Annotated in this window: 25 protein-coding genes; 23 read left to right on the top strand and 2 right to left on the bottom strand. The window is 36.9% G+C overall.

The window, feature by feature from the left end:
* Positions 1-8 precede the first annotated feature (8 nt).
* The 20 genes from fakB1 to whiA all read left to right on the top strand — a co-directional run bounded on the left by fakB1 (position 9) and on the right by whiA (position 22,791).
* Complete coding sequence (gene fakB1, locus PYW36_RS09220; protein ID WP_037572500.1) at positions 9-881, top strand: fatty acid kinase binding subunit FakB1; 873 nt, start codon at positions 9-11, stop codon at positions 879-881.
* A 150-nt stretch (positions 882-1,031) separates the two neighbouring features.
* Complete coding sequence (locus PYW36_RS09215) at positions 1,032-2,321, top strand: DEAD/DEAH box helicase family protein (protein WP_103158920.1); 1,290 nt, start codon at positions 1,032-1,034, stop codon at positions 2,319-2,321.
* Between the two features lie 95 nt (positions 2,322-2,416).
* Entirely contained in the window at positions 2,417-2,977 is a 561-nt protein-coding gene (locus tag PYW36_RS09210) for a ComF family protein (RefSeq protein ID WP_172458451.1), read from the top strand.
* A 64-nt stretch (positions 2,978-3,041) separates the two neighbouring features.
* Entirely contained in the window at positions 3,042-3,611 is a 570-nt protein-coding gene (hpf, locus tag PYW36_RS09205) for a ribosome hibernation-promoting factor, HPF/YfiA family (RefSeq protein ID WP_037572494.1), read from the top strand.
* Positions 3,612-3,831: 220 nt separating this feature from the next.
* Positions 3,832-6,360: a preprotein translocase subunit SecA gene (secA, locus tag PYW36_RS09200; RefSeq protein ID WP_037572491.1), complete on the top strand. Its 2,529-nt coding sequence runs from the start codon at positions 3,832-3,834 to the stop codon at positions 6,358-6,360.
* Between the two features lie 23 nt (positions 6,361-6,383).
* Positions 6,384-7,488 (top strand): peptide chain release factor 2 gene (gene prfB / locus PYW36_RS09195; protein ID WP_103158921.1). Its coding sequence is split into 2 segments (ribosomal slippage): positions 6,384-6,455 and positions 6,457-7,488, totalling 1,104 coding nucleotides; the frame shifts between segments, so codons are not numbered across the junction.
* 86 nt (positions 7,489-7,574) lie between these two features.
* Complete coding sequence (locus PYW36_RS09190; protein WP_103158922.1) at positions 7,575-8,438, top strand: CHAP domain-containing protein; 864 nt, start codon at positions 7,575-7,577, stop codon at positions 8,436-8,438.
* 128 nt (positions 8,439-8,566) lie between these two features.
* The gene (locus tag PYW36_RS09185; RefSeq protein WP_037572489.1) at positions 8,567-9,208 is read left to right on the top strand and encodes a YfbR-like 5'-deoxynucleotidase; all 642 of its coding nucleotides are present in this window, start codon (positions 8,567-8,569) and stop codon (positions 9,206-9,208) included.
* A gap of 5 nt (positions 9,209-9,213) precedes the next feature.
* Positions 9,214-9,450, top strand: a complete 237-nt coding sequence (locus PYW36_RS09180; protein ID WP_037572486.1) for a CsbA family protein — start codon at positions 9,214-9,216, stop codon at positions 9,448-9,450.
* Positions 9,451-9,604: 154 nt separating this feature from the next.
* Positions 9,605-11,587 (top strand): excinuclease ABC subunit UvrB, encoded by a 1,983-nt coding sequence (gene uvrB, locus PYW36_RS09175; protein WP_037572484.1) that lies wholly within the window; start codon positions 9,605-9,607, stop codon positions 11,585-11,587.
* A 5-nt stretch (positions 11,588-11,592) separates the two neighbouring features.
* Entirely contained in the window at positions 11,593-14,436 is a 2,844-nt protein-coding gene (uvrA, locus tag PYW36_RS09170) for an excinuclease ABC subunit UvrA (protein WP_103158923.1), read from the top strand.
* Between the two features lie 3 nt (positions 14,437-14,439).
* Positions 14,440-14,823 (top strand): hypothetical protein, encoded by a 384-nt coding sequence (locus tag PYW36_RS09165; RefSeq protein ID WP_037572478.1) that lies wholly within the window; start codon positions 14,440-14,442, stop codon positions 14,821-14,823.
* Between the two features lie 173 nt (positions 14,824-14,996).
* Positions 14,997-15,932: an HPr(Ser) kinase/phosphatase gene (hprK, locus tag PYW36_RS09160; protein ID WP_037572477.1), complete on the top strand. Its 936-nt coding sequence runs from the start codon at positions 14,997-14,999 to the stop codon at positions 15,930-15,932.
* A 2-nt stretch (positions 15,933-15,934) separates the two neighbouring features.
* Positions 15,935-16,786: a prolipoprotein diacylglyceryl transferase gene (gene lgt / locus PYW36_RS09155; RefSeq protein WP_103158924.1), complete on the top strand. Its 852-nt coding sequence runs from the start codon at positions 15,935-15,937 to the stop codon at positions 16,784-16,786.
* Entirely contained in the window at positions 16,770-17,255 is a 486-nt protein-coding gene (locus PYW36_RS09150) for an acyltransferase (RefSeq protein ID WP_103158925.1), read from the top strand. Before lgt ends, PYW36_RS09150 begins: the two co-directional genes overlap by 17 nt.
* Positions 17,256-17,271: 16 nt before the next feature.
* Positions 17,272-18,708, top strand: coding sequence for a tetratricopeptide repeat protein (locus PYW36_RS09145; protein ID WP_103158926.1), 1,437 nt, complete (start codon positions 17,272-17,274; stop codon positions 18,706-18,708).
* Positions 18,709-18,771: 63 nt separating this feature from the next.
* A complete protein-coding gene (trxB, locus tag PYW36_RS09140) occupies positions 18,772-19,716 on the top strand; it encodes a thioredoxin-disulfide reductase (RefSeq protein ID WP_037572468.1) in 945 nt (314 codons plus the stop codon).
* A gap of 163 nt (positions 19,717-19,879) precedes the next feature.
* A complete protein-coding gene (rapZ, locus tag PYW36_RS09135; RefSeq protein ID WP_103158927.1) occupies positions 19,880-20,803 on the top strand; it encodes an RNase adapter RapZ in 924 nt (307 codons plus the stop codon).
* Positions 20,790-21,788 (top strand): gluconeogenesis factor YvcK family protein, encoded by a 999-nt coding sequence (locus PYW36_RS09130; RefSeq protein WP_037572464.1) that lies wholly within the window; start codon positions 20,790-20,792, stop codon positions 21,786-21,788. Before rapZ ends, PYW36_RS09130 begins: the two co-directional genes overlap by 14 nt.
* Before the next feature lie 58 nt (positions 21,789-21,846).
* Positions 21,847-22,791, top strand: a complete 945-nt coding sequence (whiA, locus tag PYW36_RS09125; protein WP_037572462.1) for a DNA-binding protein WhiA — start codon at positions 21,847-21,849, stop codon at positions 22,789-22,791.
* Between the two features lie 38 nt (positions 22,792-22,829).
* Here the strand turns inward: whiA and clpP are convergent, their stop codons facing one another.
* Positions 22,830-23,411 carry an ATP-dependent Clp endopeptidase proteolytic subunit ClpP gene (gene clpP, locus PYW36_RS09120; RefSeq protein ID WP_037572459.1) on the bottom strand — a complete coding sequence of 194 codons (582 nt, stop codon included), beginning with the start codon at positions 23,409-23,411 and terminating at the stop codon, positions 22,830-22,832.
* Positions 23,412-23,969: 558 nt separating this feature from the next.
* Here clpP and PYW36_RS09115 point away from each other — a divergent pair.
* The gene (locus PYW36_RS09115; protein WP_037572456.1) at positions 23,970-24,731 is read left to right on the top strand and encodes a peptidoglycan recognition protein family protein; all 762 of its coding nucleotides are present in this window, start codon (positions 23,970-23,972) and stop codon (positions 24,729-24,731) included.
* A gap of 262 nt (positions 24,732-24,993) precedes the next feature.
* Positions 24,994-25,194: a cold shock domain-containing protein gene (locus PYW36_RS09110; protein WP_037572454.1), complete on the top strand. Its 201-nt coding sequence runs from the start codon at positions 24,994-24,996 to the stop codon at positions 25,192-25,194.
* Between the two features lie 56 nt (positions 25,195-25,250).
* Here the strand turns inward: PYW36_RS09110 and PYW36_RS09105 are convergent, their stop codons facing one another.
* Complete coding sequence (locus tag PYW36_RS09105) at positions 25,251-25,454, bottom strand: TM2 domain-containing protein (RefSeq protein WP_037572452.1); 204 nt, start codon at positions 25,452-25,454, stop codon at positions 25,251-25,253.
* A 172-nt stretch (positions 25,455-25,626) separates the two neighbouring features.
* Between PYW36_RS09105 and PYW36_RS09100 the strand changes: the two genes are divergently transcribed.
* A complete protein-coding gene (locus PYW36_RS09100) occupies positions 25,627-26,409 on the top strand; it encodes a VOC family protein (protein WP_103158928.1) in 783 nt (260 codons plus the stop codon).
* Positions 26,410-26,443: the final 34 nt, after the last annotated feature.

The raw sequence follows: 26,443 nt of genomic DNA, 5'->3' as shown, positions 1-26,443 counted from the left end.
ATTAAAAAATGAAAATCGCTGTCATGACAGATTCTACAAGTTATATTCCTCAACCTTATTTAGAAGAAAATAATATACGAATTGTGCCGTTAAGTATTACGTTAGAAAATGGCGAAAATCATAAAGAAAACGAAACAATTACAGCAGATGAATTTTATACTGTGTTAAAGGAGTCTGAAACGATTCCGACGACAAGCCAACCCGCGATTGGTGAGATGATTAATGCGTTTGAGGCATACAAAGCTGAAGGTTATACAGACGTCATTACCGTACATTTATCTAGTGGGATAAGTGGAGCTTATCAAACATCTTTACAAGCAGCTAGCATGGTCGAAGGTATCAATGTACATCCCATAGATTCCAAAATTGCATGTATGGTGGAAGGTGCATTTGTGTTTCGGGCAATAGACTTAATTAAAGAAGGTAAGCATATAGATGAAATTCTCGAGGATTTAGAAGATATGCGTCAACACACTGGAGCTTATCTCGTCGTCGATGATTTGAAAAACTTGCGTAAAAGCGGACGCATCACAGGGGCACAGGCATGGGTTGGAAATCTATTAAAAATGAAGCCTGTGCTGACATTTGAGGAAGGGCTTATTGTTCCTTATGAAAAAGTACGCACAAAGAAAAAAGCATTGAAATTAATCGAAGACAAAGCTATCGAATTGTCAAATCAATTTGAACAATCGACAGTTGTTGTGATCGGTGGAGATAATAAGGAAGAGTCACATCGTGTGTTTGAAGATTTAAAAACGCGCTTTCCAGAAAAAAATATCATTTTTTCTGAATTTGGTCCAGTTATCTCCTCCCACTTAGGATTAGGTGGATTTGGTATAGGTGCAGTCAATCGTAAAATTACTGTGCCAGATTACAAGTAATTCATCGCGCTTTCAAAAGAGCAGTAAGCACTCTACATCAAGAGGCTTTACTGCTCTTTTGATATATAAGAGACCTCCTTTTGAAAAAGATTAAAGAAAGAAAAGTAATTTCATTCTTTAAAACGAGTAGAATAGTGAAGGAGGGACCAAATGAAACGGTACGGACAACTAGTGAAGGAGCGCGCGACTTTAACAGATGAAACGATAGAAAAAATCACTTACGGAGTGATCAAAAGAGAAGGAAAATGGTTTTGTGTGCAATGTGAGACAGTGCAAAATCACCATTTTTATCAGTATCATAGCGCTTTTTTTAAGGAGCCTATTACCTATTGTCGCCATTGTATCACGATGGGGCGAATGGATTCTGTCCATAAAGTTGTTTTAACCCAAACGCATCATCAACGTTCAGCTGGAAATTATGCGCTTTCTTTCGAATTATCTCCCCAACAACAATTTGCATCTTCTCAAATTGTGACCGCATTACATGAAAAGAACAGTTTGCTTCTACATGCAGTGACTGGTGCTGGGAAAACAGAGATGATGTTTGAAGCCATTTCAGTGGCACGTCAGAAAGGTTTCAACGTTGCAGTCGTATCGCCAAGGGTAGATGTTGTCATTGAGGTGAGTCAACGGATTTGTCAAACGTTTAAACATGAAAATATTGATGTATTACATCAAGCGAGTCAACAAAAATTTCAGGGTCATTTCATTATAGCGACCGTTCATCAATTGTATCGCTTTAAAAACCATTTTGATGTCATATTTATTGATGAAGTGGATGCTTTTCCGCTTTCTATGGATCCGAATTTAATGCACTGTATTTCAAGTGCAGCACGTAGTGAAAAAACGTTAATTTATATGACGGCCACCCCACCAAAAAGTTTATTAAAATCTTTCTCGCCAGAACATATCATTACGTTGCCAGCACGGTTTCATCGTTACCCTCTTGTTGTGCCTACATTTAAATATTTCAAAGTGAAATTTAGACATCGGCAAAGTTATTTGATAAAACATTTAAATCAACAAGTTCAATTACAACGGACGACTTTGCTATTTTTTAGTAATATAGAAGAGATGAAAGATTTTTATAAAACCTATCAATCTTTGCTAAACAGTTTATGTTACGTCTATAGTGAAGACCCAGAGCGCCTCTCTAAAGTTCAAGCACTTCGTGATGGCCATTACAAAATTGTATTAACAACAACTATTTTAGAAAGAGGATTCACAATGCCTTATTTAGACGTTTGGGTAATGGATAGCCACAAGTATACGGCTTCTGCGCTGATTCAAATTGCTGGAAGGGTTGGAAGAAAGAAGGTATGTCCAGATGGAACAGTGCTGTTTTATCACACGGGGAGGACGATAGCGATGTATGCGGCACGTCATGAAATTAAACGTATGAATGAGTTGGGAAGAGAAAAGGAATGGATTAAACATTGAAGTGCCTGATATGTCAAACTACGATAGTTGATACACTTTCTTTTCAAACGCTCTTTACACCGCACCCCGTTCTTTGTGAGCGGTGCACCTTAGCTATGAATCAATATCAATTTCAACCAGAAAACCGATGTCAGTATTGCCTCGGAAAAATTGAACAGCAACACTGTGTGAATTGTAGCGTACGTAAGTATCACTATCGTTTCGATAAGATAACTGCCTGTTTTCATTATGAAGGTTTTTATAAATCCTTTTATCACCAATACAAATTCCTCGGCGATGTCGCATTGGCTAAAGTGATTGCGCAAGCGCTTCGAATTCCATACGCTAACTTTGATATGGTGATACCTGTCCCTTCAGTAGAAGAAAATGACCTTAAAAGAACATTTAATCCAGTACAAACGGTATTAGAAGAAGCGAAAATTCCTTTTCAAAACTGTCTTAAGATGAATCAACGTCCTAAACAGTTTTCTCTTAACTTAAAAGACAGGATGAATTTGAAGAATGGCATTTCAATTCAAGGTGACATTCGACTCGAAAACAAACACATTTTACTTGTAGATGATATTTACACAACGGGCCAAACTGCCCATAACGTTGCGGTTAAGCTATTCTCGAAAAAAGTCAGAAAATTGAGTATGTTAACGTTTGCACGTTGACGTAAACGTGGTAAAATATAAGTAAGAAATATATTATAGCAAGAGGTTGAAAGGAGCGAGCACTATGATTAACTTTGAAATTCATGGAGACAACCTCACAATCACAGATGCAATTCGCAATTATATTGAGGACAAAATTGGTAAATTAGAACGATACTTTACGAATGTGCCTAATGCAACAGCACATGTTAAAGTAAAAACTTACCAAAACTCAAGTACTAAAATTGAAGTAACGATTCCGCTTAAAAACGTTACTTTAAGAGCTGAAGAGCGTCATGATGATTTATATGCGGGTATTGACTTAATTACGAGCAAATTAGAACGTCAAGTTCGTAAATATAAAACACGCGTGAATAGAAAAAACCGTGATCGCGGTAATGAACAAGATATTTTCGTAGATGCAGAAGCAACTACACCTGAAATTGACAATGAAACATCTGAATCAGACATTGAAATCATTCGTTCTAAAACATTCGGTTTAAAACCAATGGACTCAGAAGAAGCTGTACTTCAAATGAACTTATTAGGACATGACTTCTTTGTATTCCACGACAGAGAAACAGAAGGTACTAGCATTGTTTATCGTCGTAAAGATGGAAAATATGGTCTGATTGAAACAGAAGCTTTAGATTAAAATTGTATGTTACAAATATAAATGTTGTTACCGAAAGAGCCTATAGCACATCTGTAGGCTCTTTTTTAGTACTAACATTCTGACGTGAAATTATTACGTTGTGGTATATATTACTTAGTATTTTCTTAAACACTAAGTATATGAGTATAAATTTATACCTAAAAATGATATGATGTGTTGTTGTAAGAGAGCACAGTTTATTGCTAAAGGAGCGAAATAAATGGGTTTTTTAACGAAACTGGTTGAAGGTAATAACCGAGAAGTCAAAAGACTTGGAAAACTTGCGGACAAAGTTATTGCCTTGGAAGAAGACATGGCAATTTTAACTGATGATGAAATTAAAGAGAAAACACGCAAATTTCAGGAACAATTGCAAGAAATAGAAGATCGAAAAAAACAGGATAATAAACTTGATGAAATTTTACCAGAGGCGTTTGCACTTGTCAGAGAAGCATCAAAACGCGTATTTGGTATGGTTCCTTATAAAGTTCAAATTATGGGTGGTATTGCGATTCATAAAGGCGATATTGCAGAGATGAGAACGGGTGAAGGTAAAACATTAACTGCCACAATGCCAACGTATTTGAATGCATTAACTGGACGTGGTGTCCACGTTATCACTGTCAATGAATATTTAGCTTCCTCTCAAAGTGAAGAGATGGCGCATTTATATGAATTTTTAGGGCTTAATGTAGGACTTAACACGAATAGTTTACAAACACACGAAAAACGTGATGCTTACGCAAAAGACATTACGTACAGTACAAACAATGAACTGGGCTTCGACTATTTACGAGATAACATGGTGAACTATAAAGAGGATCGCGTTATGCGCAAGTTGAATTTTGCTATTATCGATGAAGTTGACTCAATTTTAATCGATGAAGCGCGTACACCTCTGATTATTTCTGGTGAGGCAGAAAAATCAACATCATTGTATACGCAAGCCAACGTCTTTGCCAAAATGCTAAAAGCTGAAGATGATTATAATTATGATGTACAAACAAAAGCGATTCAGCTTACTGAGCAAGGGATTGACAAAGCAGAACGTATGTTTAAAATTGACAATTTATATGATGTGCGACATGTGGATATCATTCACCACATCAACCTTGCATTAAGAGCGCATTATACAATGGCTCGTGATATAGATTATATGGTATCAAATGGCGAAATTTTAATTGTTGACCAATTCACAGGTCGTACAATGCCCGGACGACGATTTTCAGAAGGGTTACATCAAGCTATTGAAGCTAAAGAATCGGTTAAAATTCAAAATGAGTCTAAAACAATGGCTTCTATCACCTTCCAAAACTACTTTAGAATGTACAATAAATTAGCAGGTATGACAGGGACAGCTAAAACGGAAGAAGAAGAATTTAGAAATATATATAATATGACCGTAACGCAAATCCCTACCAACCGTCCTGTCCAACGTGTGGATCATTCTGATTTAATTTATGTCAGTCAAAAAGGAAAATTTGATGCAGTGGTCGAAGAAGTGATTGAAAAACACCGTAAAGGCCAACCTGTGCTCTTGGGTACAGTTGCAGTGGAAACGAGTGAATACATTTCAAACTTACTTAAAAAACGTGGTATTCGCCATAGCGTACTTAATGCGAAAAACCACGAACGTGAAGCCGAAATTGTAGCAGATGCAGGACAACGCGGTGCTGTAACGATTGCTACAAACATGGCCGGTCGTGGTACGGACATTAAGCTTGGAGAAGGCGTAGAAGATTTAGGAGGTCTTGCAGTTATCGGGACTGAAAGACATGAATCACGACGTATTGATGACCAATTGCGTGGACGTTCAGGTCGACAAGGAGACCGTGGAGACAGCCGTTTTTACTTGTCACTTCAAGATGATTTAATGGTACGGTTTGGTTCTGAACGTATGCAATCCATGATGAATCGACTGGGTATGGACGATTCCACACCAATTGAATCTAAAATGGTATCGCGTGCGGTTGAATCCGCACAAAAACGTGTGGAAGGTAACAACTTTGATGCACGTAAACGGATTCTAGAATACGATGAAGTGTTACGTAAACAACGTGAAATCATGTACGAAGAGCGTAATCGAATTATCGATGAAGAAAGCAGTTCAGCCCTTGTCATTGAAATGTTAAAATCAACACTTGAACGTACGATTCAATATCACGTGAATGAAGATGCTGAAAATCCCGATTATGAACCACTAATTCATTATGTGGAAGATGTGTTCTTGCATGAAGGTGAATTGAAAGAAGAGGAAATCAAAGGCAAAGATCGTGAAGATATTTTCGACATCATTTGGGAAAAAATAGAAAAAGCATACAATCGTCAAAAAGAAGCCCTTGGTGAGCGTATGCCAGAATTTGAAAGAATGATTTTATTACGTTCTATTGATGAACGATGGACGTCCCACATCGATACAATGGATCAATTGAGACAAGGGATTCATTTACGTTCCTATGGTCAACAAAATCCTTTACGTGATTACCAAAATGAAGGTCATGAACTTTTCGATATTATGATGCAAGGCATTGAAGAAGATGTAAGTAAATACATCTTAAAATCAGTTGTGACAGTTGAAGATGACGTGCAACGTGAAAAGACAAAGGAATTTGAAGGTCAACACGTCTCTACGAACGATGGGAAAGAAAAAGTAAAACCTCAACCTATCGTTAAAGAGCACGAAGTAGGACGTAATGAACCTTGTCCTTGCGGAAGTGGCAAAAAATATAAAAACTGTTGTGGTAAATAATAAAAAAGGTAAGGAGTGCCGTAATGGAACTATCAGAGATAAAACGTCATATTGAAAACTTCGAGACTAAACTTGATCAGCTTAGGGGGTCTCTTTGACTTAGAAAAAAAAGAGACCGATATTCAAGAGTATGAAGAAATGATGGCTGAAACCACATTTTGGGACGATCAAGCACGTGCGCAAGAGATTATTGATCAAAATAATGCGCTGAAGTCAGTTGTCAATACGTATCATGAAATAAATCATGATATTGAAGATATGATGGCAACTTATGAATTATTACAAGAAGAATATGATGAAGAAATGAAGAATGAATTAGAAGCGACTGTGGCTGACTATGATAAGAAAATAGATCGTTTTGAATTACAGTTGTTGCTTGACGGTGAACATGATGCCAATAACGCCATCATGGAACTTCATCCGGGTGCGGGTGGTACAGAGTCACAAGATTGGACGAATATGCTGCTACGTATGTACCAACGCTTTTGTGAACAACAAGGTTTTAAAGTTGAAATTGCGGATTACCAAGCAGGGGATGAAGCAGGCGTTAAAAGTGTGACAATGATCGTTAAAGGGCACAATGCATATGGTTATTTAAAAGCTGAAAAAGGTGTTCATCGTTTAGTGCGTATTTCACCTTTTGATTCATCAGGTCGACGCCATACTTCATTTGCTTCATGTGACGTCATTCCAGAGTTTAATAATGAAAAAATTGAAGTCGAAATTAATCCTGATGATATTACAGTAGATACATTCCGTGCTTCTGGTGCAGGTGGACAACACATCAATAAAACGGAATCTGCCATTCGTATCACTCACCATCCGACAGGTATTGTCGTGAACAACCAAAATGAACGTTCACAAATTAAAAACCGAGAAGCCGCAATGAAAATGTTAAAAGCTAAGCTGTATCAATTAGAAATTGAACAAAAAGAGCGTGAACTTGCTGAAATACGTGGAGAACAGAAAGAGATAGGCTGGGGAAGTCAAATTCGTTCCTATGTTTTCCATCCTTACTCAATGGTTAAAGACCATCGAACGAATGAAGAGACCGGAAATGTGAATGCAGTAATGGACGGTGACATCGGCGCCTTCATTGATGCTTATTTACGCAGTCAATTAAAATAAAAAGTAGCTATTGAAACTTGGAGTGTAGATATTGATTTCTTTACTCCAAGTTTTTTGAATTAAAAAAGGATTAGGAGTTTGACTTTATGAAGGGTTTCATCGTCACTGTCATGACATTATTAGTGCCTACACAAGAGGTGGCACTACCTCAACAGATGACAATTTCTGAAATTGCACAAGCGACAGGGGTCTCAACTAAAGAGATAGAAAAATTAAACCCTAAAATCTCAAAAGAAAAAATTCACTTTGATACTATACGTTTTCCAAATAAACATGTGCACAGGGTACAACCCGATGAACAACTTTCGCATATATTAAAACGTTATCATTTGACTGAGAAGGAATTTCAAAATTATAATCCCCATTTTCATTCACTCCAGACGAATCAATGGCTTGCGCTTTCACCGAAAGGGTTAGCGATTCTATTTGAACCTCAACTGACTAAAAATCCTCAAATTGAGCAACGCCCATTACACACTCTACAACAATCTCAAAAATATGCCCGCAAGCAAAGGGCACGACGAGTAGTACAAAAGAAAATCACCCACAAGCATGCTAAAAAAGATAAGTTAATACGACCAGTTTTGCCGTTCGTTCCAAACAAAGTCATATCTCTTCCAAAACATAACGTGCCGATTAATCTTTATACACAAGGCCAATGTACATTTTATGCATTTCAGAGACGCTTGGAATTAAATTCACCTATTTCTAACCTTTGGGGAGATGCAAAATATTGGGGTGATCAGGCACGCTATCAAGGTTTTGTCGTTAATAACACACCTCAACTTGGAGCGATTCTTGTTACCAAAGAAGGCGTGTATGGACACGTGGCCATTGTAGAAAAAATCTTACCCACGCATATTATTGTTTCAGAGATGAATTGGATAGCGCCATATGTGGTCAATCAAAGAATCATTCACGATTTCAATCAGTACGATTATATTCATTAAATGTGAATATTTATATTCAATGAATATATATAGTGATAGAATCGTTCATTTTGTGTTATATTATCATCAAACTAGAAAATACTTTCAGAAAACGGAACAAGCTCAACGACGTGATAGGGGGTCTGGTAATGGGTGTACATCAATATTTTAAAAGACTATCTGATTTAGAAAAATTAATTCGTTTGCCAGGTAAATTCAAATATTTTGAACATAACGTGGCTGCGCATTCTTTTAAAGTAACGAAAATTGCGCAGTATTTAGGAACGGTGGAAGAATATCACGGTAAAGAAGTCGATTGGAAAAGTTTGTATGAGAAGGCGTTGAATCACGACTTTGCTGAAATATTTACAGGGGATATTAAAACACCCGTAAAATATGCGAGTGGCGAATTAAAAAAATTGTTTTCACAAGTTGAAGAAGAGATGGTAGATACTTTTATTACCGAGGAAATACCAGAAAAATATAGAGACATCTATCGCCAAAGACTTCAAGAGGGTAAAGATGATTCGTTAGAAGGGCAAATATTAGCAGTGGCTGATAAGATTGATCTTCTTTATGAAACGTTTGGTGAAATTCAAAAACGTAATCCAGAACCTTTATTTTTTGAAATTTATGAGATGAGTTTAGAAACGATTATGCAGTTTGATCATCTATATTCTGTTCAAGATTTTATTGAAAATATCATTCCCGAAATGCTCACTGAAAAATTTATTCCACGTTCAGAGTTGCGTGAAACAACGATGCAAATATTAAACAATAAGAAAGCGTGATTCCATTGATTTGGTATATGCTAGCAGCCTTTTTTCCGTGTGTTCTTGTCGTTATTTTTAGTGCAATTACACGCAGTAAATGGGTGGGAACTTTCATCACGCTTGTCTTGATTGGCGCCTCTGTCTACAAAGGTTTTTTTCATAATGAATGGATTATTTTTTTAGATGTCGTTTCGCTATTAGCAGGTTATATTATTGTTGATCAATTGCATATTCATAAACATCACGATACTGAAGGATAAGATACCCCTCATATGGATATCTTATCCTTCTTTTAGATGTTTGTTATAGTGGAAAGTGAAAAAAGAGAGTTGAAATTGCCGAACAGATGTTTGGAATAAACTGAAAAAATTTGTTAAAATATGTTTAATATTGCTGTGAAAGGGGCGAACATAGATGGAGCACCATGATTTTAAGATTGCTTCAGAATTTGATCCACAAGGGGACCAACCTAAGGCGATTGCTGAACTTGCCAAAGGTATCAATGAAGGTAAACGCCATCAAACCTTACTCGGTGCCACTGGAACGGGTAAAACTTTTACGATGAGTAATGTCATCAAAGAAGTTGGGAAACCGACCTTAATCATTGCCCATAATAAAACGTTAGCAGGACAGCTTTATAGCGAGTTTAAAGAATTCTTCCCTGAAAATAGAGTCGAATATTTTGTCAGCTATTATGACTACTATCAACCAGAAGCTTATGTACCCTCCACAGACACTTTTATTGAAAAGGATGCCTCTATTAATGATGAGATTGACCAACTACGGCACTCAGCGACAAGTGCGTTGTTCGAAAGAGATGACGTAATCATCATCGCAAGTGTTAGTTGTATCTATGGTTTAGGGAACCCGGATGAATATAAAGATTTAGTTGTGAGTATACGCGTCGGTATGGAAATGGACCGCAGCGAATTGCTAAGAAAATTAGTTGATGTTCAATATACACGAAATGACATTGACTTTAAACGGGGAACATTCCGCGTTAGAGGAGATGTCGTTGAAATTTTCCCGGCCTCTAAAGACGAGCTATGTATTCGTGTTGAATTTTTTGGTGATGAAATTGACCGTGTGAGTGAAATCAATTATTTAACTGGAGAAGTTTTACGTGAGCGTGAACATTTTGCTTTATTCCCAGCATCTCACTTCGTCACACGCGATGAAAAGATGAAATTAGCCATTGAACGTATTGAAAAGGAATTAGCAACACAACTTGAAAAACTTCGCAGTGAAAATAAACTTTTAGAGGCTCAGCGCTTAGAACAGCGTACAAATTATGATTTAGAAATGATGCGAGAAATGGGATTTTGTTCAGGCATCGAAAACTATTCCGTTCATTTAACGTTACGCCCATTAGGATCTACCCCTTATACACTCTTAGACTATTTCGGTGAGGACTGGCTCATCATGATAGACGAATCCCATGTGACCTTACCTCAGATTCGGGGAATGTATAATGGAGACCAAGCCCGAAAAAACGTTTTAGTTGAACACGGCTTTCGTTTGCCAAGCGCCTTAGACAACCGTCCATTAAAATTTGAAGAGTTTGAAGAAAAAGCGAAACAATTGGTGTATGTTTCCGCAACGCCGGGTCCTTATGAATTAGAACATACAGATGAAATGGTTGAACAAATTATTCGACCGACAGGACTTTTAGACCCTAAAATCGAAGTGCGTCCTACTAAAAATCAAATTGACGATTTATTATCCGAAATCCATGAACGTGTCGAACGTAATGAACGTGTCCTCATCACTACATTAACGAAAAAGATGAGTGAAGATTTAACGACATATCTTAAAGAAGCGGGCGTCAAAGTCAATTATTTACACTCTGAAATTAAAACATTAGAGCGTATTGAAATTATTCGTGATTTACGTATGGGAACGTTTGATGTTTTAATCGGAATTAACTTACTAAGAGAAGGTATTGATATTCCAGAAGTTTCTCTGGTGGTCATCTTGGATGCAGACAAAGAAGGATTTTTACGTTCAGAGCGTTCGTTAATTCAAACGATTGGACGTGCAGCACGTAATGACAAAGGTGAAGTGATTATGTATGCTGATAAAATGACAGATTCTATGCAATATGCGATTGATGAAACAGAACGTCGACGTAACATCCAAATGGCATATAATGAGGAGCATGGCATTACACCTAAAACGATTAACAAAAAAATACATGATGTGATAAGTGCTACTGTTGAAACAGATGAAACCAATGCTGATAACCGTAAAGAAGTACCGAAGAAACTCACGAAGAAAGAAAGACAAAAAACGATTCAAAATATAGAAAAAGAAATGAAAGAAGCAGCCAAAGCGTTAGATTTTGAAAAAGCGACCGAATTGAGAGATTTATTATTTGAATTAAAAGCAGAAGGGTGATTGGAATGAAAGAGCCGTCAATCGTTGTAAAAGGGGCTAGAGCCCATAACTTAAAAAATGTAGATATTGAATTGCCTAAACATAAATTAATTGTCATGACAGGCTTGTCAGGTTCTGGTAAATCATCACTTGCTTTTGACACCATTTATGCAGAGGGGCAACGCCGCTACGTGGAATCTTTAAGTGCCTATGCGAGACAGTTTCTAGGGCAAATGGACAAACCCGATGTCGATACGATAGAAGGTTTGTCACCTGCCATTTCGATTGATCAAAAAACGACGAGTAAAAACCCACGATCAACTGTCGCGACTGTCACAGAAATTTATGACTATATCAGATTACTCTATGCACGTATTGGGAAACCTTATTGTCCGAACCATGGGATTGAAATTGAGTCCCAAACTGTACAACAAATGACCGATCGTATTCTTCAACTTGAAGAACGCACTAAGATTCAATTGTTAGCGCCCGTCGTCAATCATCGAAAAGGTTCACATGAAAAACTTTTAAACGATATTAGTAAAAAAGGGTATGTGCGTGTCCGCGTTGACGGTGAAATTATGGATATTACTGCGGTTCCCGAACTAGATAAAAATAAAAATCATACCATTGAAATTGTTGTGGACCGTCTTGTAGTTAAACCTGGCATTGAATCACGATTAGCTGATTCAATAGAAACCGTTTTAGAACTTGCAGATGGGCGGTTATTTGTGGATGTCATCGATGGGGAACCGCTAGAATTCTCAGAAAAACATGCTTGTCCAATTTGTGGATTTTCAATTGGGGAATTGGAACCACGGATGTTTAGTTTTAACAGTCCATTTGGCGCATGCTCAACTTGTGATGGACTCGGACAAAAGTTAACCGTAGATTTAGATTTAGTCGTGCCAGATAAAGATAAAACGTTGAATGAAGGTGCGATTTTACCCTGGGAACCTACAAGTTCGGATTATTACCCAACCCTTTTAAAACGTGTGTGTGAAGTTTATAAAATTAATATGGATAAACCCTATAAAAAACTGACTGAGCGACAAAAAAACATTATTTTATACGGCTCAGGAGAAAAAGAAATTACCTTCACCTTCAAATCTAAATTCGGCCAATCACGGACAAGAACAATGGTTTTCGAAGGTGTGGTTCCGAATATTGAACGACGCTACCATGATTCACCGTCTGAATATGTGAGAGAAATGATGCAAAAATACATGGCAGAACAAGTATGTGAAACCTGCCACGGTCATCGGTTGAGTAGAGAAGCGCTATCTGTTTATGTAGGGGATAAAAATATTGGTCAAGTCGTAGAACAATCTATATCAAATGCCTTAGATTACTATCAAAATATTGAACTTTCGAATCAAGATCAACAAATTGCCAATTTAATACTCAAAGAAATTATAGCCCGCTTGGATTTCCTTAATAATGTGGGGTTAGGCTATTTGACGTTGAACCGTGCTTCAGGAACCTTATCAGGTGGAGAGGCACAACGTATCCGTTTGGCCACACAAATTGGCTCTCGATTATCAGGTGTTTTATATGTTTTAGACGAGCCGTCCATTGGTTTACATCAAAGAGATAACGATAGATTGATAGCGACTTTAAAAGATATGCGTGATTTAGGAAATACGCTCATTGTTGTGGAACACGATGAAGATACAATGATGGAAGCGGATTACTTAGTAGATATCGGGCCTGGTGCTGGAGATCACGGAGGGCATGTTGTCGCGAATGGAACGCCTAAACAAGTCATGCGAAATAAGAAATCACTTACAGGTCAATATTTAAGCGGCAAAAAATTCATTCCTGTTCCTGAAGTCCGTCGTGAAACAACGGAGCGTAAAATAGAAATTCTTGGCGCACGGAGTAATAACTTAAAAAATGTTGATGTGGCATTTCCTCTATCTGTCATGAATGTCGTGACAGGGGTCTCTGGCTCTGGAAAAAGTTCGCTCGTTAACGAAGTGCTATTCAAGTCGTTGGCTAAAAAAATTAACAATTCTAAAGTGAGACCAGGAGAACATGATGCCATTAAAGGCATCGATGAAATCGATAAAATTATCGATATTGATCAATCTCCTATAGGTAGAACACCGCGGTCTAATCCAGCCACATATACGGGTGTTTTTGACGATATTCGTGACGTTTTTGCCTCTACGAACGAAGCCAAGGTCCGAGGTTACCAAAAAGGGCGCTTCAGTTTTAACGTTAAAGGTGGACGCTGTGAAGCCTGTAAAGGAGACGGCATTATAAAGATTGAAATGCACTTTTTACCAGATGTTTATGTGCCTTGTGAAGTCTGTGGTGGAAAACGATATAATCGTGAGACATTAGAGGTGACGTATAAAGGGAAAAGTATTGCTGACGTCTTAGCCATGACCGTAGAAGATGCAACGATATTTTTTGAAAATATACCTAAAATCAAACGAAAATTGCAAACACTCGTAGATGTCGGATTAGGCTATATTACTTTAGGTCAGCCTGCAACGACACTATCAGGTGGAGAAGCACAACGTGTGAAATTGGCTTCTGAATTGCATAAACGTTCGACGGGTCGCTCTATTTATATTTTAGATGAACCTACCACAGGTCTTCACGTAGATGATATCAGTCGTTTGCTTAAAGTTTTAAATAAAATTGTGGATAATGGTGACACAGTCGTAATTATTGAACACAATTTAGATGTCATTAAAACCGCAGACTATTTAATTGATTTAGGTCCTGAAGGCGGAGATGGTGGCGGAACGATTATTGCAACAGGAACACCAGAAGACATTGCGGCTAATGAAGCTTCATACACCGGGAAATATTTGAAACAAGTTTTAGCACGTGATAAAGCACGTATGGAGGATTAATTTATGAAAGAAGCACAACTTAAAGTATTAGAACTATTAGAAGCGCATAAAATATCAGTAGATTCAGCGGCGCTTTTATTAGATGCCATGAGCCCAGCGCAACATACGAATAAGTCTCATGAGGCGACTTCAAAAGAGGAACATAAGCATCAAAAGGAAAGTTCACAGTCCAAAGAGGCACAATCGTCAACGTATGCTGAAACCGCATCTTCCGTTGAGGATTTTGTAAATACAGCATTAAAACAAGTTTCTTCGACTTTGCGTAAGTCCAGCGAGAAAAGTTCATCCCAAAACGGTGGTAATAAAACAAATCCGATAGAAACGTTCAGTCAGATCGAAAAATCATTGCGCGATGTCAGTGAAAAGTTAAATAAATATAATAAATAGTACAAAATTACAGGGTGAGTGTGAACAATAAGTCATAAAGATTTATTTTTAACGCTCACTCTGTTCATGTATAATGGAATGACAAACTAAGGAAAAAATAAGCATGTTCATTTAGTGATTCATGTATACTATAATTATTCAAAATAGCGCAGAGTGCGCATTGAGGTGAATGTATGTTAACGAGTAAAGATTTGGCGGAAAGATTTCAATTAGATGTGATTGCTGGAGCACATGGCTTAAATAGACCGATACATAATACTGACATTTCAAGACCAGGTTTAGAAATGGCGGGGTATTTTTCTCATTATGCCTCAAACCGTATCCAGTTACTCGGAACGACTGAGCTTTCTTTTTATAATTTATTGCCTGAAGACGAACGCGAAGGGCGCATGAGAAAATTATGCAGACCAGAAACACCTGCGATTATCATTACAAGAGGACTTGAAGCGCCAGAGGAACTCATTCAAGCTGCTAATGAAACAGATACGCCATTGATGTATATTGATGAAGCCACGACGCGTGTAATGGGTAGATTTACGACGTTTTTAGAGCACGAACTTGCCAATTCAACCTCACTTCATGGCGTATTAGTCGATGTCTATGGAGTCGGTGTGTTAATCACAGGTGATTCTGGCATTGGTAAAAGTGAAACGGCACTTGAACTTGTCAAACGAGGTCACCGTTTAGTGGCTGATGATAATGTTGAAATTAAAGAAATTCATAAAGATCAACTGATAGGAAAGCCTCCTAAAATTATTGAACATCTATTAGAAATTAGAGGACTTGGCATTATCAATGTGATGACGCTTTTTGGCGCGGGGTCTATCCTAACGCAGAAACGTATCCGTCTGAATATCAACCTAGAAACATGGCGTCAAGATAAATTGTATGACCGTGTAGGATTAAGTGAAGAAACTTTAAAAATTTTAGATACTGAAATTACGAAAAAAACGATTCCAGTTCGACCTGGACGAAACGTGGCAGTGATTATAGAAGTTGCTGCAATGAATTATCGCTTAAATATTATGGGCATCAATACAGCAGAAGAATTCAATGAGCGATTGAATGCTGAAATTCTAAAAAACAGCCAACATAAAGGAGATGCTTAAACGTGTTTAGTTATATTGACCCCGTAGCATTTTCATTTGGTCCTATTCAGGTGAGATGGTATGGGATTATCATTGCCACCGCCATTCTGATTGGGTATGTCATCGCCCAAAAAAGCGCGCAAAAAATAGGGTTTAAAGAAGAAGACCTGATAAATACGATCTTAATTTGTGTGGTGGTTGCGATATTAACCGCTAGACTGTATTTTGTACTCTTCAACTTAGACTATTATGCGATGCATCCTATTGAAATTCCTATGATTTGGCTAGGAGGTATCGCCATTCATGGGGGGCTTATAGGCGCTTTCTTAATGGGCATTTATTATTGCCATAGACAAAATTGGAATCCTTTTCAACTCGGTGACATAGTGGCGCCAAGTATTATACTGGCACAAGCGATAGGGCGATGGGGAAATTTTATGAACCATGAAGCTCACGGTGGACCTGTATCACGTGCATTTTTAGAAAACTTGCATTTACCAAACTTTATTATCGACAATATGTTTATCCATGGTCAATACTATCATCCGACGTTTTTATATGAATCCTTATGGAATATTATCGGATTTGTGATCTTGATTTTATTACGAAAAAATTTACGTATTGGAGAAACCTTCTTCTTATATTTAATCTGGTATTCTATAGGTCGTTTCTTTGTTGAGGGCTTACGTACCGATAGTTTAATGTTAACGGAGACAATCCGCATTGCCCAATTGGTGTCCGTCATACTTATTATCATGGGGATTATCATGATTTTATGGAGACGCTTTAAAGTAAAACCACCCAAATATAAAGAAGTTAATGTATTACCTTGGCCAAATCGACGAAAGGAAATCAAACATGGCAAGAAACGTTAAAGTTGTTGCTTCGAAAGGCAAACATAATCCGCTTTGGCATTTGTATCGGTATATTTCTTTTTTTAAACTGTTTAAAAATACCATCATTATTGAAGTTTTAAGATATTTTCCATTTATTCGAATAAAACCTGTGTTGTATCGTCGTTTATTAAATATGGAGATTGGCGCTTATACAGCACTGGCATTTAAAGTTGTGCCGGATTTACTCTATCCTGAAAAAATTAAAATTGGTGAAAATGTGACCATTGGTTATCAAACAACAATTTTAACGCATGAATTTTTACCAAATGAACTTCGAGTAGGAAACGTAATTATTGGGAACGATACATTAATTGGGGCTAATGTGACGATTTTACCCGGTGTCGTGATAGGTGACCGTGTCCAAGTTGGGGCGCATACCGTTGTTTCTAAAGATATTCCAAACGATACCAAAGCGATGGGAAATCCTATGCAATTCAAACCGTTGTGAAAGGGAGGTGACGGGGATGGCGCAGCGTCCAAAAATCATACAATTAAGTGATGATGTAGCATTATATCAACGATTAGCTGATCAAAAATTGCGACAACAAGATTATAAGAAAGCGCAAAAATATCTCGACAAAGTGTTAGCATTGTCACCTGATAATTTTGAAGCCACGCAACAACTCGCAACGTGTTATGTTCAATTAAGACAACCTAAAAAAGCGGAAGCCTTGTATTATGAAGCAGTGAGTCGAGGACAAAAACTAGAAACATGTTTTTATGAACTTAGTCAGATAAATGTAGATTTGAATGAAGCCAATAAAGCTTATTTATTTGGGCTCCGCTATGCGTATTTATCAGAAGATGAAGACTATCGTGACAAACTTGAAACTATGTTTGAAGTCACTTATATGGGAGAAGCACAACTTGAACTTGAAAGTGAGTTGTTTGTGACGCAAGTAATTTTTCAATATCTTTTTGGTCAAGGGCGTTTGCTAGAGGCACGTGAGTTTATCTTGGCGCAAAAAGATGCGATACAAAAACACAAAGTGATAAGAAATCTTCTAGCGATGTGTTATCTCTATCTCAATGAAAATCAACTTGCGAAAGAAATGTTTGAATCTCTTCTTGAAGAGGACCCTTCAGATGTGCATGCCTTATGTCATTACACATTGCTACTTTACAACATGAACGACTATAAGAAATATGAACACTATGTCAAAGTCTTGAATAAAATTGTCCCCATGAATGATGAGCAAACGTTTAAATTAGGGATTGTATTGAGCTATTTAAAACAATATGAGGCCTCTCAGCAACTGTTGTTACCTCTTCATCGGAAAGGGAGTTTCCAAACATTTCAATTGTTTCATGCGTTAGCTTTCAATTATTATTACCTAGGAAATAAAGAACAAAGCGAGCATTTTTGGGAATTACTAGAAAATTTCTCGAAGGCTAACCCAGGCATTCCCCCGTGGGTGATGGACTCAAGTGAACACCATTTCAAACGGTATGTTGAGCCCTTATTAACGAGTGATGACACGCATGAAAGAATTTATGGCTTATTTTTATTACATCAACTGAATGGAAAGGAAGTTTTACTCACAAATGATGTTTGGGCCATTTTGGAAAGGTTAGGTGATTATGAAAAATTATACCTTTCCTATCTTGTACAAGATTTAAAATTGCACAAACTTGATTTTATCCATAGAGGCATGACAGTGTTATATGATTGCGCTAAAACAAAAGACGAATCTGCATTGTTTTTAAGTTGGATTAATTATGCAGAATCCTTATTAGAAGCAAAAGTAGACACCGAAAATGTCAATCCGTACATTGGAGCGGTGACTTATTTGTATTTTAATATGACAAACACTACAATATTAAAATCTCAACTTTCCACATTATTCGACATCACTGAAGAAATGTTGGATAAAGCACTACAGCAACTATTGAGCATTTAGCTTCAATTTAAGAAGTGAATTGGTGTAAAATGCGTATGATAAAGAAAAGAGGAGGATTCATCCATGTCAGAACAAAAAAGATATGATGTTGCAATTATCGGTGCAGGGCCTGCAGGTATGACAGCATCAGTTTATGCCTCACGTGCGAATCTAGATACGGTTATGATTGAACGCGGAATGCCAGGGGGACAAATGGCAAATACAGAAGAAGTTGAAAATTTCCCTGGTTTTGAAATGATTTCCGGACCTGATTTATCTTCAAAAATGTTTGAGCACGCAAAAAAATTCGGTGCAGAATATCAGTATGGTGATATTAAAGGGATTGAAGACAAAGGTGATTACAAAGTCATTGATTTAGGTTCAAGTCAGGTAGAAGCTACAGCCGTGATTATCGCAACAGGCGCTGAGTATAAAAAAATAGGTGTTCCAGGTGAGTCAGAACTTGGAGGAAGAGGCGTAAGTTACTGTGCTGTTTGTGACGGAGCTTTCTTTAAAAATAAAAATGTTTATGTTATTGGTGGCGGCGATTCGGCCGTTGAAGAAGGGACATTCTTAACGAAATTTGCAGATAAGGTCACTATTGTGCACCGCCGTGATAAATTACGGGCCCAAAAAATCCTACAAGATCGTGCATTTAAAAATGAAAAAATCGACTTTATTTGGAACCATACTTTAAAATCTGTAAATGAAGAAAATGGAAAAGTCGGCTCTTTAACATTAGTTTCTACAGTAGATGGGTCTGAACAAACTGTTGAAGCAGATGGTTTGTTTGTTTATATTGGTATGAAACCTTTAACGCAACCTTTCGAAAATTTAGGGATTACAAATGATGCCGGTTATATCGTTGCCAACCCAGATATGAGTACAGCTGTAAAAGGTATTTATGTTGCTGGAGACGTAAGAGAAAAAGGTTTGCGTCAAATTGTTACTGCGACGAGCGATGGTAGTATCGCTGCACAAAGTGTACAAGAGTATATCGAAACATTAAAAGACACTGCTGAAGCATAGAAAGTATGTCACTACGTCATCTTTACGGATGCGATAGAGAGTGAATCAGTCCATCAAATGAACACAATTTGATTACTGGTTCACTCTTTTTTTACATAGCCACTACTACTAGAGTTGGATTTCATGTACACTTAAATAGAATATGATTGGATGGTGGGTAAGTATGCAACAAGAAGAAAAAAATGAAATCGTCAAAAGTGAATTGTTAGTCATTACAGGTTTATCAGGGGCGGGTAAATCTGTGGTGATTCAGAGTTTAGAGGATTTAGGTTATTTTTGTGTAGACAATCTTCCTCCAATACTCCTTCCTAAATTTATTGAACTCATGGAGCAAGGCAATCCGACCCTTCAAAAAGTGGCCATTGGAATAGATTTAAGAGGCCGTGAATTTTTTAAATATCTCGTTCAAGAACTTGATGATGTCCTCAGTCGTAAAAATGTCATTACGGATGTGCTATTTGTGGACGCGACGACAGAAAAGTTAATTTCACGATATAAAGAAACGCGACGTAGACACCCTTTACAAGACCAAAACAATCTGACATTGGTTGAAGCAATTAGTGAGGAACGTAACTTGCTCTCTGATATTCGGAGTATGGCAAACTATACCGTGGATACGACATATCTGTCTCCGAAAGAGTTACGGACACGCGTTTATGAGTATTTCAACAAATCAAATCATTCCACGTTCACCATCAGTGTACAAAGTTTTGGATTTAAACATGGCATACAAATTGATGCGGATCTTGTATTTGATGTGCGCTTTTTACCTAATCCCTATTATGTAAAAGCGCTGCGTCCTCAAACAGGGATGGATGAAGATGTTTACAACTATGTCATGAAATGGAAAGAAACCAATACATTTTATGAAAAATTATTGGATTTACTGTTATTTATGATTCCAGGGTATAAAAAAGAAGGAAAGTCACAACTTGTAATTGCGTTTGGATGTACGGGAGGACAACACCGTTCTGTAGCATTAGCACAACGTCTATCAGAGGATCTAAAACAACACTTTGACTATGATATCCATGTGCATCATCGAGATGCGCATCTTGAAAGTGGCGATAAGCATGAAAAAAATTAAACTCGTATTGATTGGTGGGGGTACAGGACTATCTGTACTTGCGAGAGGATTAAAAAAATTTCCAATCGATATTACTTGTATTGTAACAGTGGCAGATGATGGGGGGAGCACAGGGAAAATCCGTCATGAAATGGATATCCCAGCTCCCGGTGACGTACGCAACGTCCTTGCTGCTTTGAGTGATGTTGAACCGACATTAGAACAGTTGTTTCAATATCGCTTTGAAGAAGATAAAATTAGTGGGCATTCTCTTGGGAATTTGCTTATTGCAGCGATGACAAATATTACAGATGATTTTGGCCATGCTGTAAAAGAGCTCAGTAGAATCCTCAATATAAAAGGACAAGTCATTCCTTCCACTATTTCAAGCGTTTCTCTTAATGCCGAAATGGAAGACGGGGAAATTGTGGTAGGGGAATCTAATATTCCGAGTAAACATAAAAAAATCAGTCGTGTGTTTCTTGAACCTGCGGATGTTGAACCGATGGATGAAGCGGTAGAGGCATTATTAGAAGCAGATTTAATTGTCATGGGGCCAGGTTCTTTATATACGAGTGTTATTTCTAATTTATGTGTCAAAGGGATTGCGAAAGCGATTGTGGAGAGTAAAGCTAAAAAATTATATGTTTCTAACATTATGACCCAACCGGGAGAGACAGATGGCTATTCCGTCAACGATCATGTGGAAGCGATACACCAACAATTAGGGAAAAATGTGATTGATTTCGTCATAGCTAATGAAATCACTTTTTCAAATGAAATTATAGAGAAATATAAAGAAAAAGGGGCTCAACCGGTTTATTATGATGCGGATGAATTGGAAAAAAATGGGATTAAATTGGTGACAGGCGAAGATTTAGCACAAGTTTCAGAAAATTATCACGTTCGCCACTGTAATGAGGTTCTCGCCGATATGATTTATGATATTGCGCTTGAAGAAATTAGTACGATTCAATTTAATCCTGACCAAATTAAACGATATTAATTGTGACACCTCAACACATAGGATTAAATTAGGATAATATAGAAAGGAATCGAGGAACATGAGCTTTGCATCCGAAATGAAAAATGAATTAACACGAATAGAAACAGATGCTAAAAGTGCAAAAGCAGAGCTCAGTGCATTGATTCGAATGAATGGAGCTTTGAATTTTTCTAATCAACAGTTTGTCATTAATATTCAAACTGAAAATGCGACGACAGCACGTCGTATCTATTCATTAATCAAACTTGTCTTTCATGTCGAAGTTGAAATTTTAGTGCGTAAAAAAATGAAATTGAAGAAAAATAACATATATATATGTCGCATTAAAATGAAAACGAAAGAAATATTAGATGAACTGGGGATTCTTAAAGAAGGTATGTTCAGTCATGACATTGATGAAACCATGGTGAAAGACGATGAAATGAAGCGGAGTTATTTGCGTGGCGCTTTTTTAGCAGGAGGGTCTGTTAATAATCCAGAAACCTCCTCATATCACTTAGAAATATTTTCTTTATATGAAGGACATTCTGAAGGGTTAACGGCATTAATGAATCAATATGAGCTCAATGCGAAAAAGTTAGAGCGTAAAAAGGGCTGGATTACGTATATTAAAGAGGCAGAGCGTATTGCAGAATTTTTAAGTTTAATCGGGGGTTATCAAGCGTTATTGAAATTTGAAGATGTGCGCATTGTCCGTGATATGCGAAATTCAGTTAACCGCCTTGTAAATTGTGAAACAGCTAACTTAAACAAAACGGTCAGTGCTGCTATGAAGCAAGTTGAAAGTATTCAACTCATCGATCAAGAAATTGGTCTAGATAATTTACCGGACAGATTAAGAGAAGTGGCTAAATTAAGAATAGAACATCAAGACGTTTCTCTTAAAGAACTAGGTGAAATGGTCAGTACAGGCACTATTTCGAAATCGGGCATTAACCATCGTTTACGCAAGTTGAATGAAATGGCAGACAAAATTCGTAACGGAGAGCCGTTTGACATATAAAAAAGCGAGCTCTCATTTGAAAGCTCGCTCACTCTAAATTATTCAGGTTGCATAACTTCGTCAATTAAGCCGTATTCTTTCGCTTCATCGGCTGTTAAGAAGTTGTCACGGTCTGTATCTTTTTCGATTTTTTCGATAGGTTGACCTGTGCGTTCTGATAAAATTTTATTTAATTTCGCACGTGTTTTTAAAATGTGGTTCGCTGCAATTTCGATTTCAGTGGCTTGACCTTGTGCGCCGCCAAGAGGTTGGTGAATCATGACTTCTGCATTAGGTAAGGCATAGCGTTTACCTTTGGCACCAGCAGCAAGTAAGAATGATCCCATAGAGGCTGCCATACCGATACAAATTGTTTGTACATCTGGTTTAATATGTTGAATTGTATCATAAATCGCAAAGCCTGCTGTGACGCTACCACCTGGTGAATTAATGTAGAGATAAATATCTTTTTCTGCATCTTGTGCCTGTAAAAACAAAAGTTGTGATACAATTGAATTTGCAACGTTGTCATCAATTGCTGAACCTAACATAATAATACGGTCTTTTAATAAACGTGAATAAATATCGTATGCGCGTTCACCGCGGTTTGTTGTTTCGATAACTGTAGGAATTAAATTCATAACTCTTTCCTCCTATTAATAACTTTGAACTTATTTTAACTTAAAAGTCAAAAATGGTCAAAAATAAAGCTTATTGTATAAGTTATCTCGATTTTAAGCTTTTTGAAAAAGATTTACCAATTTAATACTCACATTATCCCCTCGTAGTGTAATGGATAACACTTAAGATTCCGGTTCTTACAATAGAGGTTCGATTCCTCTCGAGGGGGCTACATCACCCATTTTAAATACTTAGAAATAATCTTAAACGCTATTGTCATTAGAAACATAATGATGATAGCGATTTTTAATTTTTTTAAAACCCTCTCAAATTAAACTGAAAGGTCACATTTTGGGTCACAAATAATGTAAGTCTCGGTCGCGCTTCTTTATTATGAAATTTGAGGGAAAGAAAGTGATGAATTCAACGGGTCTTAGACAGGAGAGAATAACAATATTAAGAAGTATTTCAAACTTTCTATGTCGTTTATGTAAATGTCATTGACATAAAATAACTAAATAGTAATATAGTTATTGTAATAATAATTAATATTATATAAATAGAAAGGAGCGCTGTCTATGTCGAAAATATGTCGCTTTTTTTCGGTTATGGTCACGCTGTTATTAATGTTAATGATTGGTTCGCCATGGGTTCATGCACAAATGAAGACACCTGACACTTCTTCTCTCAATTCTTCAATTACACAAGCTTCATCCTCACAACAACCACACCCTTTCCCATTTCCGCCTGTTATTTATCCAAATGTCAATAAATATTTAATTGAAAACCATATTCCACCTGCCCACACTGTTAAAGATAGACGAATGAACACATTACCGAAACTGTCCTATAAAGAGGGGACTTATAAAGGGATTATCATTCATGAAGTGGGTGAAGATAATCGTACTTTACCACAGTGGGTAGACCGTATGTATGCGACTTATGATAAGGCTTTTGTTCATGCTTTTGTGGATGCCAATGAAATACACCTTACAGCCCCAGAACAATTTTATGTGTGGGGAGCTGGTAAAAAAGCCAATCCGTATTTTTATCAAATTGAATTAGTGCGCACTTATACTTTTAAAGATTTTGCACAATCTGTAAATAATCAAGCGTGGCTAGCTGCGTATATGCTAAAAAAGAACGGACTAAAGCCTACACTTGCAGATGATCATCATGGACAAGGAACAATTATAAGTCATAATGCTGTGAGAGAATATTGGGGTGGAACCACACATGTTGATCCAATAAGTTATTATGCTCAATGGGGGTATGATATGCATCAATTTTTGGATTTGGTTCGTTACCATTATCAAAATTTACCCTCAGATAAATCTTGATGACTATTAAATTACAAATTAAAGAAGTTAAAAAATTCTAAGGAAAATCAGTAGTGACGGGCTATTTACAAATATTAATCGTTCTTTTATAAAATATTTTCAACTTTTCCTTTACTTTTATAGAAAAGGAGCGTATAGTTAACTTTATCGTAATAAAAGATCGTGAAATTGATTGAAGTTTATTATTTAGAATATACTCCTTTTAATGAATGAATTTTTTTTACAAATAAAACGTGCTAAAAGCACAACGGAGGTATTCTATATGTATAATGGTACAGTAAAATGGTTTAACGCAGAAAAAGGTTTTGGATTTATCGAAAGACAAGATGGCGACGATGTATTCGTACATTTCTCAGCTATCGTGGGTGATGGATACAAATCATTAGAAGAAGGTCAAAACGTTGACTTCGAAATCGTTAACGGTGACCGTGGCGAACAAGCTGCAAACGTTGTTAAAATGTAATGATATATTTTAATTAATAAAAACGTGTCGATAGAACATCGGCACGTTTTTTTGCTTTACACACGGACGCGACCGTATTCATCAGAAGGGATGAGTGAGACGCGTAGGGCGCTAATAATTGCGATAATATGTGGAATAGCCGTCCAACAAAAAGCAATGTGTAATAAAGCTTGTATAGGTTTACCGGCATAAAACTTATGAATCCCAAATGATCCTAAAAACAGTGCTAATAACACATAAGCGAGTTTGTTAACTTGCATCGTAAAGCCTCCTTTATAAATCATTTTATCTATACAATTTTAATATAAAACATAATACTTTTTATTGCTATTATGGTGCTTAAATTGTGAGCAAAACGGACTTAAAAATAGCTATTTTTAAACAGTTATTGATATATTAATTATACTTAAAACGAATAAAGGAGGTTTCGAAATGGATTTTCATACTGAGGACATCATCCATGTGAACCAAATAACCATTAATGTCAGAGATTTAAGTCAACAACTGCATTTTTATCATACGATTTTAGGGATGCCGATTAAAAAGCAAACTGCTAAGCAAGCGGTTTTATCTGTAGGTACAAAGGGTCATGAAGTTGTTTTGAAACAACTAGAAAATGGGCGTACAGCACATGCTCAAGAGGCAGGTTTATTCCATATTGCGTTTTTATTAGATTCTGTTGAACAATTAGGTACTTTTATCAAACATATTGCAACACATCGTATTCCTATTGGAGGTGGCGACCATCTAGTGAGTGAAGCCATTTATTTCAATGATGCTGAAGGAAATGGAATTGAGGTTTATGTAGATAGAGATAAGAGTGAATGGGAATGGAAAGAGAACTTAGTCAAAATGGATACGCTCGCATTAAATGTGGATGAAATTTTGGAAAAAGCGCAAAATTCAACATGGGAAGGGATGCAAAATCATGCGCAAATTGGACATTTGCATCTCAAAACAAATGATTTAGAAGAAGGACGCACATTTTATAATGAATTAGGTTTTAATGTAGTTTCAACATTACCTCAAGCACTCTTTTTATCTGATCAACATTATCATCACCATTTAGCAATTAATATGTGGCAATCTAATCAAAAAAGGGTAGATGCTGAAAAAACTTATGGATTAAGTACATTTAATCTTGCTATTCCAAATGTAGAGGAAAATCAGCTTGAAACGCCCGAAGGTTTACGACTTACGATTAATAAGAAATAGACCTTGATATTAAAAGAATAGCGTAGTGCATTCT

This window comes from Staphylococcus chromogenes, assembly GCF_029024625.1.
GTDB lineage: Bacteria > Bacillota > Bacilli > Staphylococcales > Staphylococcaceae > Staphylococcus > Staphylococcus chromogenes.
The sequence above is the reverse complement of the archived record's forward strand: the minus strand, read 5'-3'. Positions and strand labels throughout refer to the sequence as shown.

Excerpts from the sequence above, each read along its gene's own strand:
- fakB1 (WP_037572500.1), top strand. The coding sequence starts at position 9 with ATGAAAATCGCTGTCATGACAGATTCTACAAGTTATATTCCTCAACCT.
- PYW36_RS09215 (WP_103158920.1), top strand. The coding sequence starts at position 1,032 with ATGAAACGGTACGGACAACTAGTGAAGGAGCGCGCGACTTTAACAGAT.
- PYW36_RS09210 (WP_172458451.1), top strand. The coding sequence starts at position 2,417 with ATGAATCAATATCAATTTCAACCAGAAAACCGATGTCAGTATTGCCTC.
- hpf (WP_037572494.1), top strand. The coding sequence starts at position 3,042 with ATGATTAACTTTGAAATTCATGGAGACAACCTCACAATCACAGATGCA.
- secA (WP_037572491.1), top strand. The coding sequence starts at position 3,832 with ATGGGTTTTTTAACGAAACTGGTTGAAGGTAATAACCGAGAAGTCAAA.
- PYW36_RS09190 (WP_103158922.1), top strand. The coding sequence starts at position 7,575 with ATGAAGGGTTTCATCGTCACTGTCATGACATTATTAGTGCCTACACAA.
- PYW36_RS09185 (WP_037572489.1), top strand. The coding sequence starts at position 8,567 with ATGGGTGTACATCAATATTTTAAAAGACTATCTGATTTAGAAAAATTA.
- uvrB (WP_037572484.1), top strand. The coding sequence starts at position 9,605 with ATGGAGCACCATGATTTTAAGATTGCTTCAGAATTTGATCCACAAGGG.
- uvrA (WP_103158923.1), top strand. The coding sequence starts at position 11,593 with ATGAAAGAGCCGTCAATCGTTGTAAAAGGGGCTAGAGCCCATAACTTA.
- PYW36_RS09165 (WP_037572478.1), top strand. The coding sequence starts at position 14,440 with ATGAAAGAAGCACAACTTAAAGTATTAGAACTATTAGAAGCGCATAAA.
- hprK (WP_037572477.1), top strand. The coding sequence starts at position 14,997 with ATGTTAACGAGTAAAGATTTGGCGGAAAGATTTCAATTAGATGTGATT.
- PYW36_RS09150 (WP_103158925.1), top strand. The coding sequence starts at position 16,770 with ATGGCAAGAAACGTTAAAGTTGTTGCTTCGAAAGGCAAACATAATCCG.
- PYW36_RS09145 (WP_103158926.1), top strand. The coding sequence starts at position 17,272 with ATGGCGCAGCGTCCAAAAATCATACAATTAAGTGATGATGTAGCATTA.
- trxB (WP_037572468.1), top strand. The coding sequence starts at position 18,772 with ATGTCAGAACAAAAAAGATATGATGTTGCAATTATCGGTGCAGGGCCT.
- rapZ (WP_103158927.1), top strand. The coding sequence starts at position 19,880 with ATGCAACAAGAAGAAAAAAATGAAATCGTCAAAAGTGAATTGTTAGTC.
- PYW36_RS09130 (WP_037572464.1), top strand. The coding sequence starts at position 20,790 with ATGAAAAAAATTAAACTCGTATTGATTGGTGGGGGTACAGGACTATCT.
- whiA (WP_037572462.1), top strand. The coding sequence starts at position 21,847 with ATGAGCTTTGCATCCGAAATGAAAAATGAATTAACACGAATAGAAACA.
- clpP (WP_037572459.1), bottom strand. The coding sequence starts at position 23,411 with ATGAATTTAATTCCTACAGTTATCGAAACAACAAACCGCGGTGAACGC.
- PYW36_RS09115 (WP_037572456.1), top strand. The coding sequence starts at position 23,970 with ATGTCGAAAATATGTCGCTTTTTTTCGGTTATGGTCACGCTGTTATTA.
- PYW36_RS09110 (WP_037572454.1), top strand. The coding sequence starts at position 24,994 with ATGTATAATGGTACAGTAAAATGGTTTAACGCAGAAAAAGGTTTTGGA.
- PYW36_RS09105 (WP_037572452.1), bottom strand. The coding sequence starts at position 25,454 with ATGCAAGTTAACAAACTCGCTTATGTGTTATTAGCACTGTTTTTAGGA.
- PYW36_RS09100 (WP_103158928.1), top strand. The coding sequence starts at position 25,627 with ATGGATTTTCATACTGAGGACATCATCCATGTGAACCAAATAACCATT.